Here is a 17305-nt window from a genome sequence, read left to right on the forward strand (position 1 = left end):
CGTGCCGCTCAGGCGGCCTTCTCCACCTCGCCGCGCAGCGCCCGTGTGTAGACGTTCAGCAACCGGCTGTACTCGGCCCGCTCCGAAGGCCGCAGTGCCCGGCCTGCCCGGGCCCGCAGAAAGACGCGAATCGCCTCGTTGGCCTGGTCGGTGGAGGAGGTGGTCAGTAAGGCAGGTTGTTGAGTAGGAATCGGACGCATGCCATAAGAGTAGAGGCCCCTACCGACAACGGCATCGGCGTAAACCGCCCAACTGCGGTGTTACCGGCGGTATGTGAGGAAGACCGCATCGCCCGCACGGGTGTTCCTTCGCCTGCCCCTATGGCATATGCCCCGCCGTGGCCCGGGTATGCGTCCCGTGCCTTGTCAGCTCTGACCAGCGGTTTCCGGCCCGGCCGGCGACCCCGTGAGGATCACTTCGAGGGTGCGGGGGCCGTGCACGCCTTCGACGCGATCGAGTTCGATGTCACTTGTCGCGGACGGGCCCGAGATCCAGGTCAACGGGCGGCCCGGGTCCAGGCGTTCAAGGCCCTCGGGGACGGAGTCCACGACCTGGTCGGGCACCCGGATGACGCAGATGTGGTGGTCGGGAACCAGGGTGATGCGGCGGCGGCCCTGGTCGGGGGCCGCGTCCAGGACGACGGTGCCGGTTTCGGCGATGGCCACCGCGCAGGCCGTCACCACGCTGGAGACCGCGTCCAGGTCGTGCGGCGTCAGCTCCGCCGTGTCCGGGACCCGGCGCACCGCGTCGGGGACGGCGGACAGCCAGGAGTCGGGGAGGCCGGGGGGTACGGCGACGCTGGTCGCGCCCCGATCGGCGAGGAGGCGGGCGATCAGGGCGGGGAGGGAGGGGGCGTCGGCCCGGTGGACGATCGCGCGGTAGTCGGCCAGGTGCTCGGCGAGGAGGTCCACGGTTTCGGTGGGGGTGCGGTCGCCGTGGACGCGGTGGTAGGTGCGCTCGACCGGCACCGCGTCGGGCGTCTCGGCGCGCGGCACATCGGCCAGAGCGCGGCGGATACGGGCCATGACCAGGGCGCGGGAGCCGGGGCCCTGGGTGTCGGGGGCCTCGGTGCTGTGGGCGCCGGGGTTCTGGGCGCTTTGGGTGCTTTGGGTGCCGGGGCGCTGGGTGCTTTGGCTGCCGGGGTCTTGCGGGGTCATGTGGTCTTCCTTCCCTCCGTGCCGCTCTCGCCCCGGGTGCGTTGCCACCAGTCGCGGAACGACTCCTCCGGCACCTTCGGCAGCTCCCGCGTATCGCTCCACGCCCGCCCCGGACCGGGCAGTCGGCGCGGATGGAACCGGCGGGTGCGGGAGGCCAGGCGCTGGCCGGTGCGCAGCACCCGGGGGTGGTCCAGGGCCCAGCGGGCGGCGCGCATCGCGGCGCGCTCGGCCGCGTGGCCCTTGGCGGGCTTGATGACGGTGCGGGTGCCACGGATGGAGACGGGCCCGCCCTCGACCACGCGCTCACGGAGGTGGACCAGGACCTCCGGGATGTCGATGGCGACCGGGCACACCTCGTAACACGCCCCGCACAGGGACGACGCGTACGGGAGGGAGGCGTCCAGCTCGCTCTGGATGCCGCGCAGTTGAGGGGTGAGGATCGCGCCGATCGGCCCCGGATACGCCGATCCGTAGGCATGGCCGCCCGCCCGCTCGTACACCGGGCACACGTTGAGACACGCCGAGCAGCGGATGCAGCGCAGCGCCTGGCGGCCCACGGTGTCCGCGAGGGTGTCGGTACGGCCGTTGTCCAGGAGGACGAGGTGGAAGGTGCGGGGCCCGTCAGCGTCCGTGGTGCCGGTCCAGGTGGAGGTGTACGGGTTCATCCGCTCGGCGGTCGAGGAGCGGGGCAGGAGCTGAAGGAAGACCTCCAGATCCTGGAAGGTGGGGACCACCTTCTCGATGCCGACGACGGAGATCAGCGTCTCGGGGAGGGTCAGGCACATCCGGCCGTTGCCCTCGGACTCCACGACCACGAGTGTGCCGGTCTCCGCGACCATGAAGTTGGCGCCGGAGATCCCCACCTTGGCGTTCAGGAACTTCTCGCGAAGGTGCAGCCGCGCGGCCTCCGCCAGATCGGCGGGCGCGTCGGTCAGCCCCTCCGGGGCCGGGCGGCCCCACTCGGCCATCTTCTCCGCGAAGATGTCGCGGATCTCGCCGCGGTTGCGGTGGATCGCCGGGACCAGGATGTGCGACGGGAGGTCGTCGCCGAGCTGCACGATCAGCTCGGCGAGATCGGTCTCGTACGCCGTGATCCCGGCGGTGGCGAGGGCGCCGTTCAGACCGATCTCCTGCGTGGCCATCGACTTGACCTTGACGACCTCGCGCTCGCCCGTCGCCTGCACCAGCTCGGTGACGATCCGGTTCGCCTCGTCCGCGTCCGCCGCCCAGTGGACGTGGCCGCCGGCCGCCGTGACCGCGCTCTCCAACTGCTCCAGATAGTGGTCGAGATGGCGCAGCGTACGGTCCTTGATGGCCGCGCCCGCGGCGCGCAGCGGCGACCAGTCGTCCAGTTCGGCCACCGCCGTGGCGCGCTTGGCGCGGATCGTGTGGGTGGCGTGGCGGAGGTTGGCGCGTAGCTGGGTGTTCCGGGTCGAGGCGTCGGCCGCCGCCGGGAAAGCGGGCATCCCCAGGTAGGTGGCTTGGTGGGTTCCGCTCACCAGTCGTTTCCTTCCCTATGGGGTTCGCTCACCCGAAGGTGTCCGCTCGCCTGATGGCCTGCCTTCACCTGATGGTGTCCGCTCACCAGACGTTTCCTTCCGTGCTGGCCAGGATCTCGGCGATGTGGACGGGGCGGACCGTGGAGCCCTGGCGGGCGAGTGTGCCGCCGATGTGCATCTGGCAGGAGTTGTCGACCGTGCACACGGCCTCGGCGCCGGTCGCCGTGATGTTGCGCGCCTTGTCCGCCCCCATGGCCGCCGAGACGGCCGCGTTCTTGACGGCGAACGTACCGCCGAAGCCGCAGCACTCGTCGGCGCCCGGCAGCTCCACCAGGTTCAGCCCCCGCACGGCGGCGAGCAGCGACCGCGGGCGGTCGCCGAGCCCCAGCATCCGCAGCCCGTGGCAGGTGGGGTGGTAGGTCACGGTGTGCGGGTAGTACGCGCCGACGTCGGTGACCTTCAGGACGTCGGTGAGGAATTCGGTCAGCTCGTACGTCTTGGGGACGGCCTCGGCCGCCGCGTCCGCGAGCTCCTGGCCACGACCCTCGGCGGCGGCCTTGGCGCCGATCCGGGGGTAGTTGTCCCGCACCATCGCCGCGCACGAACCCGAGGGGGCCACCACGTAGTCGTAGTCGCGGAACGCGGCCGCGTAGCGGCGCACCAGTGGTTCGGTCTCGTGGCGGTAGCCGGTATTGAACTGCGGCTGGCCGCAGCAGCTCTGCCCCTCCGGGAAGCCGACCTCCACGCCGAGCCGTTCGAGGAGCGTGACCACGGCCTGGCCGGTATGTGGATAGAGGGTGTCGTTGACGCAGGTGATGAAGAGCGCTACGCGCACGGTTCCTCCTCGTCGCCCAGGCCGGTGGTGGCCCTTGTGACCTGTGCGTCCGCCAGCCGGGCGGCTGCCCGGTCCCACGCCGAATGATCACCTGTGGGCTCATACTGCCTCAGTGGCTGGGTGCTGTGAAGGAGCGCGCGCAATTCTGGCAAACCACCGGTGATCGCTCCGGCCGCCCGGGCCTGGACCAGTACGTTTCCGAGGGCCGCCGCCTCGGCCGGACCCGCGATGACGGGGAGCCCGCAGGCGTCGGCGGTGAGCTGGCACAACAGCGCGTTGTGCACACCGCCGCCGACGATGTGGACGGTGCGGACCGTACGGCCGGACAGCCGCGCGGCGTCGTCGATCGCGCGGCGGTGGGCCAGGGCGAGGGAGTCCAGGACGCAGCGGGTGGTCTCGGCAGGGGTACGGGGGACGGGCTGGCCGGTGCGGCGGCAGGCGTCGGCGATGCGGTCGGGCATGTGGTGCGGGGCGATGAAGGCGGGGTCGCCGGCGTCGACGACGGAGCGGAGGGGGGTGGCTTGGGCTGCCTCTTGGAGGAGTGCGGTCAGGTCGGTGTGGGTGGCTGTGGTGGCTCGGGTGCCTCGGGTGGCTGTGGTGCCTTGGGCTTCCCAGGCGCGGACGCATTCCTGGAGCATCCACAGCCCCATGATGTTGCGCAGATAGCGGACCGTGCCGTCCACGCCCAGCTCATTGGTGAAGTTGGCCGCGCGGCTCGCCTCCGTGAGCACCGGCGCGTCCAGCTCCAGCCCGGCGAGGGACCACGTGCCGGTGGCGATGTACGCGAAGTCGGGCGTGGTGGCCGGGACGCCGACGACGGCGGACGCGGTGTCGTGCGAGCCGACGGCGGTCACGGGGAGGGGGGTGGTGAGGCCCGTCTCGGCGAGAACTTCCTGGCGCAGGGTTCCGGCGGGGTCGCCCGGGTGGCGCAGGGGCGGGAAGAGCGTCAGATCGATGCCCAGGGCCTGCGCCACGGGAGTGGCCCAGTCGCGGGTGCGGGGGTCGATGAGCTGGGTGGTGGAGGCGTTCGTCAGCTCGGTGCCGGGCTCGCCGGTCAGCCAGTACGAGATGAGGTCGGGGATGAGGAGGAGGCGGTGGGCGGCGGTGAGGGCGGGGGTGCCCTGGGCCGAGATGAGCTGGTAGACGGTGTTGAAGGGGAGGTGCTGGATGCCGGTGGCGGCGTAGAGGGCCTGGGGCGAGAGTGCTTCCGCGACCTTGTCGGCGGCGCCGGTGGTGCGGGCGTCGCGGTAGTGCACGGGGTTGGCGAGGAGGGTGCCGTCGGCGGCGAGTAGGCCGTAGTCCACGGCCCAGGTGTCGATGCCGATGCTGGTCAGGCCATTGCCTGCGGTGTGCGCTGCGGCTGCTTTGAGCCCTTCGAGTACGCCCTGGTAGAGCGACAGGATGTTCCAGTGCAGGGTGCCCAGGACGCGGGTGGGCTGGTTGGGGAAGCGGTGCGCCTCGTGGAGGGTCAGCCGTTCGGGGGCGACCTCACCGACGATGACGCGCCCGCTGGACGCACCGAGGTCTACGGCGGCGAAGCGGTGCTCTTTGGTGGACACGTGGACCTCGTGGTGGGTGGGGTGCGTGGGTGGTTGCTGTGGTTCGTCGGGGCGGGGGCCGGGGCCTCCGGGGCGGGGCCCTGGACCGCATATTTACGGCGCCATTGACCGGGGGCGTTGGGTGGGCCGGAGATCGGCGCCACAAATACGCCCCTGGCCTTCGGCATGGGGAACCCCGAGCGTCCAGGACCCCACCCCTGCGACCCCGCCCCCCTCACGTGCGTGTCAGCGCAGGAACGCCGCCGCGACCCCCGCGTCGACGGGGATGTGCAGACCCGTGGTGTGGGTCAGGTCGCCGCCCACGAGCGTGAAGACCGCGTTCGCCACGTGGGTCGGGAGTACTTCGCGCTTGAGCAGGGTGCGTTGGGCGTAGAACTCGCCCAGCTTCTCCTCGGGGACGCCGTACACGGCCGCGCGTTGCGCACCCCAACCGCTCGCGAAGATGCCGGAGCCCTGGACTACGCCGTCGGGGTTCACGCCGTTGACACGGATGCCGTGCTCGCCCAACTCGGCCGCGAGGAGGCGGACTTGGTGTGCCTGATCGGCCTTGGTCGCGGAGTACGCGATGTTGTTCGGGCCCGCGAACACGGCGTTCTTGGAGGTGATGTACACGATGTCGCCGCCCATGTTCTGGGCGATGAAGGTCCTTGCCGCTTCGCGAGAGGCCACGAAGCTGCCTCGGGCCATGATGGTGTGCTGGAGGTCCCAGTCGTCGGTCGTTGTTTCGAGGAGGGGCTTGGAGATGCTGATCCCGGCGTTGTTGACCAGGATGTCCACCCCGCCGAAGTCCAGGGCTGCCTGGGCGAACGCCGCCTTGATCTGCTCTTCGGAGGTGACGTCGGCGGTTACGGCGGTGGCCTTGTCCGGGCCGCCCAGTTCTTGGGCCACGGTGTGCGCCGATTCCGTGTTCAGGTCTGCCACGACGACGCATGCGCCCTCGGCCACCAGGCGGTGGGCGATCGCCTTGCCGATGCCTGAGCCGGCGCCGGTCACCAGGGCGATGCGGGTGGCGAGGGGCTTCGGCTTCGGCATGCGCTGGAGCTTGGCCTCTTCCAGCGCCCAGTACTCGATGCGGAACTTCTCCGACTCCTCGATGGGGGAGTAGGTGGAGACCGCTTCCGCGCCGCGCATGACGTTGATGGCGTTGACGTAGAACTCGCCTGCCACGCGGGCGGTCTGCTTGTCCTTGCCGTAGCTGAACATCCCGACGCCGGGGATCAGCACGATGGCAGGATCCGCGCCGCGCATGGGAGGGGAGTCGGGGGTGGCATGGTTGTTGTAGTAGGCCGCGTAGTCGGTGCGGTACGCGGCGTGGAGTTCGCTGAGGCGGGTGACCGTCTCGTCGAGGGGGGTGTCGGGCGGGAGGTCCAGGACCAGGGGGCGGACCTTCGTACGGAGGAAGTGGTCCGGGCAGGAGGTGCCGAGGGCCGAGAGGCGTGGGTGTTCGGCGCGGGAGACGAAGTCCAGGACGGTGTCGTTGTCCGTGAAGTGGCCCACTTGAGGGCGGTCCGTGGAGGCCAGGCCGCGGATCACGGGGGCCAGGGCGGCCGCGCGGGCGCGGCGCTCGGCCTCGGGGAGGGTGGGGTGGACGACGGGGCCGAACGGGTCCGCCTTGCCGCGTGTGGTGAGGAACTCCTCGGCGGTGCGGATGATGCGGAGGGAGTTCGCCTCGCATTCGGCGGAGGTGTCGCCCCAGGCGGTGATGCCGTGGCCGCCGAGGATGCAGCCGATGGCCTGGGGATTGGCCTTTTTGATGGCGGCGATGTCCAGGCCCAGTTGGAAGCCGGGTCGGCGCCAGGGCACCCATACGACGTGGTTGCCGAAACACTCCTTGGTGAGCGCCTCGCCATCGGCCGCGCAGGCGAGGGCGATGCCGGAGTCGGGGTGGAGGTGGTCGACATGGGCGGCGTCGACCAGGCCGTGCATGGCGGTGTCGATGGACGGCGCGGCCCCGCCCTTGCCGTGCAGGCAGTAGTCGAAGGCCGCGACCATCTCGTCCTCGCGCTCCACCCCCGGGTAGACCTCGGTGAGCGCGCGGAGCCGGTCCAGCCGGAGCGCGGCGAGCCCGGAGTGAGTGAGGGTGCCCAGATCGCCACCGGAGCCCTTGACCCACATCAGCTCGACGTCCTGGCCCGTGACCGGGTCGGTCGCGGTGCCCTTGGCGGAGGTGTTTCCGCCCGCGTAGTTGGTATTGCGGGGGTCGGCGCCGAGGCGGTGCGATCGCTCCAGGAGCGTGGCCGCCTCGGGGTGGGGTTCTGCGGTCATGTCGTCCTCTTTGTGTGGACCGGTCTCAGCGGGTTTCGGTGGCGGCGGGAGGCGTGTGCCGCAGGGGTGCGCTTGGGTGCCGACAGTGGTCGGGGGTGGCGCCAAGGGGTTCGGGTCGGAGCCGCGCGTGTTTGGGGCGGCTGTCTGGGGTGCTCGGGTGGAGCCCCATCGGGCTCGGGGCGGAGTCCCTGAAGTTCGGGGCAGCGCCCCGGGGGCGTGGGGGCGAACCTCTGGGGCCCGGGTCGGAGCCCCGCGTGTTTGGGGCGGCTGTCTGGGGTGCTCGGGAGGAGCCTCGTCGGATTCGGGTCGGAGCCCCTGGGGTCTGGGGTAGTGCTCCGGGGTTTGTGGCTTCGCCCCGGGAGTTCGGGGCGAAGCCCTGGGGGCCCGGGTCCGAGCCCCGCGGGTTCGGCGCGGTTTCCCGGCGAGTTCGGGTGGAGCCCCGTCGGGTTCGGGGCGCAGCCCCAGGGGTCTGGGGCAGCGCCCCGGGGTTTGGGGCGGAGCCCCAGGGGGCTCGGGGCAGCGCCCCAGGGGGTGCGGGGCGCAGCCCCGGGTTCCCGGGGCCCGGGGGCTTGCCCCCGGTTTCGGGAAGGGGCGGGGTGGGGAAGGGCCCGCCGCAGGCGCTACGCCCCCCACCCCGCCTGCTGCCCACCCACCCGCTCCGAAACGATCCGCTCCGCCCACCCCGAGCCCCGGTACGCCGCCATCGGGTCGGGCCCGATGCCCAGTTCCTCGCGGACTTCGGCGAGCAGCGGCCGTACGTCCGTGTTGTAGGCGTCCATCAGGACCGCGTTGGCGCCGAGCACATCGCCCGTGCGCTGGGCGGCGGCCAGGGCGTCACCGTCGACCAGGAGGGCCTTGGCCGTGGCTTCCTGGACGTTCATGACGGAACGGATGATCGCCGGGATCTTGGGCTCGATGTTGTGGCACTGGTCGAGCATGAAGGCGACCCCCGAGGTCAGCCCGCCGCCGCGGACCACCTCGTACATGATGCGGAAGAGCTGGAAGGGGTCGGCGGCGCCCACCATGAGGTCGTCGTCCGCGTAGAAGCGGGAGTTGAAGTCGAAGGCGCCGAGCTTCTTCTCGCGCAGGAGGAGGGCGACGATGAACTCGATGTTGGTGCCGGGGGCGTGGTGGCCGGTGTCGACGCAGACCTGCGCCTTGGGGCCGAGCTTCAGGCAGTGGGCGTAGGCGGTGCCCCAGTCCGGGACGTCCGTGGTGTAGAAGGCGGGCTCGAAGAACTTGTACTCCAGCAGCATGCGCTGGTCGTCGCCGATGCGGTCGTAGACGGCGCTCAGGGCCTCGGCGAGGCGGTCCTGGCGGGCCGCGATGTCGTCCTGGCCGGGGTAGTTCGTGCCGTCGGAGAACCAGAGCTTGAGGTCGCGGGAGCCCGTGGCGTCCATGATGTCGACGCACTCCAGGAGGTGGTCCAGCGCCTTGCGGCGGACCGCCGGGTCGGGGTGGGTGACCGAGCCCAGCTTGTAGTCGTCGTCCTGGAACACGTTGGAGTTGATGGCGCCGAGTTTCAGGCCGCGTTCCTCCGCGTACTTGGCGAGCGCCCCGTAGTCCTCGACCCGGTCCCAGGGGATGTGGAGGGCGACGGTGGGCGCCACTTTGGTGAGGGCGTGCACCTGGGCGGCGTCGTCCAGCTTCTCCTGGGGGGAGCGCGGCACACCGGGCTGGGCGAAGACCTTGAACCGGGTTCCGGAGTTGCCGTACGCCCATGACGGCGTCTCGACCGCCTGGCTCTTGAGGGCCGCCTTCACGGCTGGAACGTCAGACATGAATCTCCTTCATGAAACGATTCAAGAAACCTAGTCGCGCGGTCGGCCACGCGTCAAGAAGTGGTGGGTCCCCGAGCCCACGGCGAACACCGCGCAGCCGTCCGCCATGCGCAGCAGGCGGCCCCCGCGACGGGTCACGTCCGATGCGCGGCGTGCGGGGACCCAGATCTGGGCGGTGGTGTTGACGGGGATGGACACCGTGAGGGTGAAGTCCTCGCCCTGGGACCAGCGGGTGGTGACCGGGCCGAAGCGGGAGTCGTAGCGGCCCTCGGCGGAGCGCACTTCGCCGCCGGGGCGGGGCCGGATGAGGATCTCGCGGAAGCCGGGGGCGGCGGGGGCGATCCCGGTGATGTTCTGGTACATCCACTCGCCGACCGAGCCGTAGGCGTAGTGGTTGAACGAGTTCATCCCGACGTCCTGGAAGCTCCCGTCCGGCTTGATGGAGTCCCAGCGCTCCCACATCGTGGTGGCGCCCCGGTCGATCTGGTACCCCCAGGAGGGGAATGTGCGCTGGTGGAGCAGGCGGTAGGCGACGTCGGTGTGACCGGTCTCGGTGAGGGTCGGGAGCAGCCGCGGGGTGCCGAGGAAGCCGGTGGACAGATGCCAGTCGCGGTCCTGGATGAGGGCCACGAGCCGGTCGGCGGCGGGCTTGCGGAGGGCGGCGGGGAGCAGGTCCATGGAGAGCGCCAGGACGTACGCGGTCTGGGTGTCGCCCTTGATCCTGCCGTCGGCGGCGACGTAGGCGCGGTTGAAGGCCGTCTTGATACGGGCCAGGAGGTCTTCGTACGGGGCCGGGTCCTCGTCCAGGACCTGTGCGGTGCGGGCGACGAGGTCGGTGGCGTGGGCGAAGTAGGCGGTGGCGATGACGTCCTTGGGGGTCTCCGCCTCGACGCTGAGCCAGTCGCCGTAGCCCTCGGCGGGCCGCAGCAGGTCGGTGCTGTGCTGCTCCAGATAGGTGATCCAGCGGCGCATGGCCGGCCAGTTCTCGCGCAGCACCTGGGTGTCGCCGTATGCCTGGTAGAGGTTCCAGGGCACGGTCACCCCGGCGTCGCCCCAGCCCGCTACGCCGTCGCCGACGTCGCCGAGGTTGGGTGCCACATTGGGGAAGGAGCCGTCGTCGGTCTGGCCGTCGCGCATGTCCTGGAGCCACTTGGTGAGGAAGCGGGCGGACTCCATGGCGTAGGTGGCGGTGCTGGAGAACACGTTGATGTCGCCGGTCCAGCCGAGCCGTTCGTCCCGCGCGGGGGTGTCGGTGGGGATGGACAGGAAGTTGCCGCGCAGGCCCCAGGTGATGTTGGAGTGGAGCTGGTTGAGCATCGCCGAGTCGGTGTGGAAGGACATGGTGAACGGCGCGGCGGTGTGCATGACCCGGCCCGTGACCGCGTCGAGGGAGGGCTTTCCGGGGTAGCCGGTGACCTCGACGTAGCGGAAGCCGTGGAAGGTGAAGCGCGGTTCGTAGGTCTCGGGGCCGCCGCCCTTGAGGGTGTACGTGTCGACGGGGCGGGCGGTGCGCAGGTTGGCCGTGTAGGCGGTGCCGTCCGGGTTGAGCACTTCGGCGTGGCGGATCCGGATCTTCCGGCCGGCCGGGCCCGAGACGGTGAGGCGGACGCTGCCGACCATGTTCTGGCCCAGGTCGAAGAGGTGAACGCCGGGGGCGGGTTCGGTGACCTTGACGGGCTTGATCTCGCGTTCCACGCGGGTCGGGGCGTCGGTCTGGGCCACGACCTCGGCGGTGATGTCCGCGGCCGTGACGGCGGGCTGCCAGCCGGTGTCGTCGAAGCCCGGTGAGGACCAGCCCGGTGTCTCCTTACGGGCGTCGTACTCCTCGCCCATCAGCACGTCGGCCGTCAGCAGCGGACCGGCGGCCGCGCGCCACTGCTGGTCGGTGGTGATGCGCTCGGTGCTGCCGTCGGCGTACACGACCTCCAACTGGGCGAGCAGGGCGGGGTGGTCGCCGTACTGGGCCTGGCCGAGCCAGGCGATGTTCCCGGCGTACCAGCCGGGGGCCAGGGCCACACCGAGGGCGTTGGCCCCGCGCTGGAGGGCGTCGGTGACGTCGTAGGTCTGGTACGCCACCCGCTTGCGGTAATCCGTCCAGCCGGGCGCCAGTTGGTCGCGGCCGACGCGGACGCCGTTGAGGTGCGCTTCGTAGAGGCCCAGTGCCGTGGAGTGGAGCCGGGCGCGCGCGACGGGCTTGGTGAGCCGGAAGGTGCGGCGCAGTTGGGCGGGGGCCTGGAGGGGGAGCACCTTGCCCCAGGGCCCACTGCCCCAGGCGGCCAGCTTCTTGGCGGTGGCCCAGCCGCTGTCGTCGAAGTCCGGGGCCGGCCAGGCGGCGGGGGGTTTCGCGTCGGTCGTGCGCCAAGTGGCGTCCGTGTGGTGGTGGGTGGTGGTGCCGTCCTCGGTGGTGAGTTCCAGAGTGGCCAGCAGCCCCGCCGGGCCCTTCTCGGCGTTGGTGGCCGAGATGGCGAGGGTGGCGGCGCCCCGGCCCAGGAATTCGGTGACATCGACGGTGGCCGGGTGGCTCCATGCCTTGAGCACGCCCAGCGCCTCGCGGGCGGCGACCTCGGTGCCGTTCACATAGGCGGTGAAGCCGTCGTCGGCCGCCACCACCAGCCGGGCGCGCCGGACGGTGCCCGTGGCCTGAACCGCGGCGCGGAACCACCGGGTGGCCGCCGGGGCCTCGGTGGCCGGATCCCCTTCGGGGAACCAGATCCAGGAGGCGCCGTCCAGGGCCGGGGGCGCGGTCAGCGCGGCGGGCGCGGTGATCCAGCGCGCCTGCCACTGCCCGTCGCCCAGCAGCCCGGTCTCCCACCAGGCGGGAGCGGACCACGGGGAGGGGCGGCCGTGGTCGTCCCAGACCCGCACCGACCAGTGGTACCGGGTGCGCGGACGCAGGGCCGGACCGTCGTAGGGGACCAGGACCGATTGGCGCGAGGTCTGCTTGCCGCTGTCCCAGACGTCGGGGTCGCCGAGCCGGTCGGGGGAGGTGGCGACCCGGATGTGGTACGCGCTCTGCGACTGGTCGCGGGCGTCCGAGTCGAGGATCCAGCTCAGGCGGGGGTGGGGGGTGTCGAGGCCGAGCGGGTGGGGCGCGTACTCCACCGTCGTGCTCCGGACCCGCAGCCCGGCGGTGGGGCGGTCCTCGGCGGCGGCGGACGGGGTGAGAGCGGGCAGACCCGTGAGGGCCGTGCCGGTGGCGGCGGTGGTGGCGAGCAGGTGACGTCTGCTGATCACGAGCGTCCTCCCATAACGGCTGGGTACGGCTGGCAGGAACGACGGGCAGGAACGATGGGCAGAAACGACGGGCAGAAACGACGGGCGGCAACGATGGGATGAAAACGATTCAACCCAAGGCGCCTGGACCGTAGGGCCGGAGTTCACGGTGCGTCAAGGGGGCTGAATCGATGTGGGTATATCCCGTGCACACCCCCTTGACGGCCGCAAAGTGCGCGGCTAGCTTCCCGGAATCCAGCATTGAAACATTTCATTTCCCGCCCTGGGTATGCGTCAGGAGACTCCGTGAGCCAGCCTGCTTCGACCGGTGTGCCGGTCCTCGCCCTCGAGGGGGTGAACAAATCCTTCGGCGCCGTACGGGCCCTTCGCGATGTCTCGCTCGAGCTCTTCGCCGGTGAGGCCCATGCCCTGGCCGGTGAGAACGGGGCGGGTAAGTCGACGCTGATCAAAGCCCTCGCCGGGGTGCACCGGCCCGACTCCGGCCGGGTGCTGCTGGACGGCGAGCCGGTGGTCTTCCACGGCCCCGCCGACGCGCGCGACGTCGGCATCGCCGTCATCTACCAGGAGCCCACGCTCTTCCCCGATCTGTCCATCGCCGAGAACATCTTCATGGGCCGTCAGCCCCGCCGGGCCCTCGGCCGGATCGACCACAAGGCCGTACGGACCTCCACCGCCGCCCTGATGGCGCGGCTCGGCGTCGACCTCGACCCGGACCGGCCCGCCCGGGGCCTGTCCATCGCCGATCAGCAGATCGTCGAGATCGCCAAGGCGCTCTCCTTCGACGCCCGGGTGCTGATCATGGACGAGCCGACGGCGGCGCTGACCGGAAGCGAGACCGCCCGGCTCTTCTCGGTCGTCGAGACGCTGCGCGCCGAGGGCGCCGCCGTGCTCTTCATCTCCCACCGCCTGGAGGAGATCTTCGAGCTGTGCCAGCGGGTCACCATCCTGCGGGACGGCCGGTGGGTGGCCTCCGAGCCGCTGACGGGGCTGACCCAGGACGATCTGGTCCGCCGCATGGTCGGCCGGGACCTGGCCGAGCTCTACCCCAAGCAGGACAGCCGGGTCGGCGAAACCGCGCTGTCGGTGCGGCGGCTGACCCGTGAGGGCGTCTTCCGGGACGTCTCCTTCGAGGTGCGGCGCGGTGAGATCGTCGCGCTCGCCGGGCTGGTCGGCGCCGGGCGCACCGAGGTCGCCCAGGCCGTCTTCGGCGTGGACCGGGCGGACGCGGGCGAGGTGGGGGTCGACGGGACGGTGCTGCGGCCCGGTTCGCCGACCGCCGCCATGGACGCCGGGCTCGCGCTCGTCCCCGAGGACCGGCGCCAGCGGGGCCTGGTGATGGAGATGTCCATCGAACGGAACATCGGGCTGACCGGCCTTGACCAACTGGGCCGCGCGGGGCTGGTGCGACGGGCGCTGGAGCGCGGCCGGGCGGCCGACTGGGCGGTCCGGCTCCAGCTGAAGTACGGCAGCCTCGCAGACCACGTCGGGGTGCTGTCCGGTGGCAATCAGCAGAAGGTCGTGCTCGCCAAGTGGCTGGCGACCGAGCCCACGGTGCTCATCGTCGACGAGCCCACGCGCGGGATCGACGTCGGCACCAAGGCCGAGGTGCACCGGCTGCTGTCGTCGCTGGCCGCCGACGGCCTCGCGGTGCTGATGATCTCCTCCGATCTGCCCGAGGTGCTGGGCATGGCCGACCGGGTCCTGGTGATGCACGAGGGCCGGCTGGTCGCCGAGATCCCGCGCGCCGAGGCCACCGAGGAGTCCGTCATGGCCGCCGCGACAGGGCTCACCGGCGACACCGGCGACACCGGCGACACCGGCGTCACGGGCCTCACCGGCGAAAGGACACGGACGTGAGCGTGACCGTCGAGAAACCGGGGAAGCCCGCCGCCGCGCCCGAGACGGCGCGCTCGGCGCGCTCGCTCGTCGACGCCGTCTTCCGTGCGCGGGAGATCAGCATCGCCGGCGCCCTCCTGCTGCTGGTGCTGTTTACCTGGATCGCCGAGCCGCGCTTCCTCAATGACCAGGGCATCAAGGACCTGTTGCTCAACGCCGCGATCCTGGTGCTGCTCGCGGTCGGGCAGTCGGTGGTGGTCATCACCCGCAATATCGATCTGTCGGTCGGCTCCGTGGTGGGCCTGTCCGCCTTCGCCTGCGGGAAGTTCGTCTCCGGCACCGACCACGGGGTGCTGACGGTTCTGCTGCTCGGCCTCCTCGTCGGCGCGGGCTGCGGCATCGTCAGCGGTGCGCTGGTGAGCTTCGGCCGGGTGCCCGCGCTGGTGGTGACCCTCGGGATGCTCTACATCATCCAGGGCGTCGACTACTGGTGGGCGCAAGGGGAGCAGATCAACGCGGCCGATGTGCCGCAGCCCGTGCTGGACCTGGGCAGCGGCAGCGTGCTGGGCATTCCGTATCTCCCGCTGATCGCCTTCGCGGTGCTCGCCGGGACCGCGTACGTCCTGCGCACCTACCGCAGCGGCCGTGAGCTGTACGCCATCGGCTCCAGCCCGGAGGCCGCCCGGCTGGCCGGGGTGCCGATCCGGCGGCGGGTGCTCGGTGCGTATCTGTTCTCCGGCGCCGTCTCGGGCTTCGCGGGCGCGCTGTGGCTGGCCCGCTTCGGCACCGTCGTCGCCGACAACGCCCACGGCTGGGAACTCACCGTGGTCAGCGCGGTGGTGGTCGGTGGCGTCGCCATCGTCGGCGGCACCGGCACGGTGTGGGGCGCGGCGCTGGGCGCGCTGCTGCTCACCACCATCGGCAGTGCCCTGGCCGTGCTGAAGGTCGACTCCTTCTGGCAGGACGCCATCGCGGGTGCGCTGCTGCTGGCGGCCATCAGCGTGGACCGGATCGTGAGGGTGCGCATGACCCGTGCGCTGAGGAAGAGGAGCGCTCGATGAAGCTCAGGTGGGACACCGCCGTCGGGGTGCTGCTGGTGGCCGTCTTCCTCACCGGCCTCGGCACCACGGACGGCTTCGCGAGCCGCGACAACCTCGCCTTCGCCTTCAACGACATCGCCGAGGTCGCGCTGATGGCGCTGCCGATGACGCTGCTGGTGGTGGCCGGGCAGGTGGATCTGTCGGTGGCCTCGATGCTCGGCCTGGGGAGCGCGCTCACCGGCCAACTGTGGGACGCGGGCTGGGCGTTCGAGACCATCGTGCCGGTCGTGCTGCTGGTCGGGGTGGCCGGGGGGCTGATCAACGGCTGGCTGGTGACCCGGGTCGGGCTGCCCTCGCTCGCCGTCACCATCGGGACGCTCGCCCTCTACCGGGGGCTGGCCTCGGTGGTGCTCGGCACGGGCGCCATCACCGACTTCCCCGAGACGTACGCCAAGTGGGCCGTGGACACCACCACCGTGCCCGGCACCTTCCTCACCTATCCGGTGGTGCTGTTCATCGTGCTGGCCGCCATCGCCGCCGTGGTGCTGCACGCCACGGGCCTGGGCCGGTCGCTGTTCGCCATCGGCGCCCAGGAGGACGCCGCGTACTTCGCGGGCATCCGCGTGAAGCGCGTCAAGCTGCTGCTGTTCGTCGTCAGCGGGCTGATCTCGGCCTTCGCGGGGGTCGTGTTCACCCTGCGGTACGGCAGCGCGCGGGCCGACAACGGCCAGGGCTTCGAAATGCTCGTCATCGCCTCCGTCCTGCTGGGCGGCGTCGATTTCGACGGCGGGAAGGGCACGCTGTTCGGGGCCGTCGCCGGAGTGCTGCTCATCGGCGTCCTGAAGAACCTGCTGACCCTCAACGACGTGGCCAACGAGGTCCAGGTGATCGTCACCGGGCTGCTGCTGGTGGCCTCCGTCCTCACCCCCCGCCTGATCACCACCGTGAGCGCCTGGCGTCACCGGCGCGCCGCCGCCTCGACCAGCTGATCCACCCACGCACCGCGAAAGGTCTCCCCATGAAGAGCTCTCCCGCGCGCCGCCGCGCCGCCGCCACCGCCGCCGCGGTCTGTGCCCTGGCCGTGGCCCTGGCCGGCTGCGGCGGCACCACCAAGAAGGACAACGACAACAGCGGCCCCGCCAAGACCGATGCCAAGGCCGACCCCGGCGCACCCCTGAAGAAGGGCCTCAAGCTGGCCTTTCTGCCCAAGCAGATCAACAACCCGTACGAGAAGCTCATCGACCAGGCGGGGATCACGGCCGCCGGGGAGTTCGGCGGCAAGGGCAAGGAGGTCGGCCCGTCCGACGCCAGCGCCTCCTCCCAGGTGACGTACATCAACACCCTGGTCCAGCAGCGCCAGGACGCCATCCTGATCGCGGCCAACGACCCCAACGCGGTCTGCGGCCCGCTCAAGCAGGCGATGAAGAAGGACATCAAGGTGGTGGCGTACGACTCCGACACCGCCCCGGCCTGCCGTCAGCTCTTCATCAACCAGGCCGGCTCCGAGGAGATCGGCCGCAGCCAGGTCCAGCACCTCGCCAAGCAGCTCGACTACAAGGGCGAGATCGCGATCCTGTCCGCCACCCAGAACGCCACCAACCAGAACACCTGGATCCGCTTCATGCAGGACGAGCTGCGCAAGCCCGCCTACAAGAACATGAAGCTGGTCAAGACGGTGTACGGGGACGACGACGACCAGAAGTCCTTCCAGGAGACCCAGGGTCTGCTCAAGGCGTATCCGAAGCTCAAGGGCATCATCGCGCCCACCACGGTCGGCATCGCCGCGGCCGCCCGCTACATCAGCGGCTCCTCGTACGAGGGCAAGGTCGTGCTGAACGGACTCGGCACGCCCAACCAGATGCGCAAGTACGTCAAGGACGGCACCGTCGCGCAGTTCTCGCTCTGGGACCCCAAGAAGCTCGGCTACCTCGGCTCGTACGCCGCGGCCGCGCTCGCCTCCGGGCAGATCACCGGGGCCGAGGGGGAGAAGTTCAAGGCCGGGAAGCTGGGCGAGTACACGGTCGGCAAGAACGGCGAGATCATCCTCGGCCCGCCCACCGTCTTCGACAAGTCCAACATCGACAAGTTCGACTTCTGAG

The 17305-nt window shown here is 71.0% G+C and carries 12 protein-coding genes; 4 read left to right on the forward strand and 8 right to left on the reverse strand.

The window, feature by feature from the left end:
- Positions 1–8 precede the first annotated feature (8 nt).
- From CGL27_RS40035 to CGL27_RS40070, 8 genes are all read right to left on the reverse strand, one after another.
- Positions 9–200 (reverse strand): hypothetical protein, encoded by a 192-nt coding sequence (locus CGL27_RS40035; RefSeq protein WP_078639698.1) that lies wholly within the window; start codon positions 198–200, stop codon positions 9–11.
- 165 nt (positions 201–365) lie between these two features.
- Positions 366–1025: an LUD domain-containing protein gene (locus CGL27_RS40040; protein WP_078647202.1), complete on the reverse strand. Its 660-nt coding sequence runs from the start codon at positions 1023–1025 to the stop codon at positions 366–368.
- A 128-nt stretch (positions 1026–1153) separates the two neighbouring features.
- Complete coding sequence (locus CGL27_RS40045; RefSeq protein WP_078647201.1) at positions 1154–2623, reverse strand: lactate utilization protein B; 1470 nt, start codon at positions 2621–2623, stop codon at positions 1154–1156.
- Positions 2624–2738: 115 nt separating this feature from the next.
- Complete coding sequence (locus CGL27_RS40050; protein ID WP_119992438.1) at positions 2739–3491, reverse strand: (Fe-S)-binding protein; 753 nt, start codon at positions 3489–3491, stop codon at positions 2739–2741.
- Positions 3482–5050, reverse strand: coding sequence for a rhamnulokinase family protein (locus CGL27_RS40055; protein ID WP_119992439.1), 1569 nt, complete (start codon positions 5048–5050; stop codon positions 3482–3484). The genes CGL27_RS40050 and CGL27_RS40055 overlap by 10 nt, the downstream gene beginning before the upstream one ends.
- Before the next feature lie 225 nt (positions 5051–5275).
- On the reverse strand, positions 5276–7315 hold the full coding sequence (locus CGL27_RS40060) for a bifunctional aldolase/short-chain dehydrogenase (protein ID WP_119992440.1): 2040 nt from the start codon (positions 7313–7315) through the stop codon (positions 5276–5278).
- Between the two features lie 620 nt (positions 7316–7935).
- Positions 7936–9096, reverse strand: coding sequence for an L-rhamnose isomerase (gene rhaI / locus CGL27_RS40065; RefSeq protein WP_119992441.1), 1161 nt, complete (start codon positions 9094–9096; stop codon positions 7936–7938).
- A gap of 30 nt (positions 9097–9126) precedes the next feature.
- Complete coding sequence (locus tag CGL27_RS40070; RefSeq protein WP_119992442.1) at positions 9127–12330, reverse strand: alpha-L-rhamnosidase; 3204 nt, start codon at positions 12328–12330, stop codon at positions 9127–9129.
- Between the two features lie 285 nt (positions 12331–12615).
- Between CGL27_RS40070 and CGL27_RS40075 the strand changes: the two genes are divergently transcribed.
- The 4 genes from CGL27_RS40075 to rhaS are packed head-to-tail and all read left to right on the forward strand — an operon-like array spanning position 12616 to position 17304.
- Positions 12616–14187 (forward strand): sugar ABC transporter ATP-binding protein, encoded by a 1572-nt coding sequence (locus tag CGL27_RS40075; protein WP_119992443.1) that lies wholly within the window; start codon positions 12616–12618, stop codon positions 14185–14187.
- Positions 14184–15227: an ABC transporter permease gene (locus CGL27_RS40080; RefSeq protein WP_119992444.1), complete on the forward strand. Its 1044-nt coding sequence runs from the start codon at positions 14184–14186 to the stop codon at positions 15225–15227. The genes CGL27_RS40075 and CGL27_RS40080 overlap by 4 nt, the downstream gene beginning before the upstream one ends.
- Positions 15224–16195, forward strand: coding sequence for an ABC transporter permease (locus CGL27_RS40085; protein WP_078639690.1), 972 nt, complete (start codon positions 15224–15226; stop codon positions 16193–16195). The genes CGL27_RS40080 and CGL27_RS40085 overlap by 4 nt, the downstream gene beginning before the upstream one ends.
- Before the next feature lie 29 nt (positions 16196–16224).
- Positions 16225–17304, forward strand: a complete 1080-nt coding sequence (rhaS, locus tag CGL27_RS40090) for a rhamnose ABC transporter substrate-binding protein (RefSeq protein WP_119992445.1) — start codon at positions 16225–16227, stop codon at positions 17302–17304.
- Position 17305: the final 1 nt, after the last annotated feature.

The sequence above is a fragment of the Streptomyces sp. 11-1-2 genome (assembly GCF_003595545.1).
Classification (GTDB): Bacteria; Actinomycetota; Actinomycetes; order Streptomycetales; family Streptomycetaceae; genus Streptomyces; species Streptomyces hygroscopicus_B.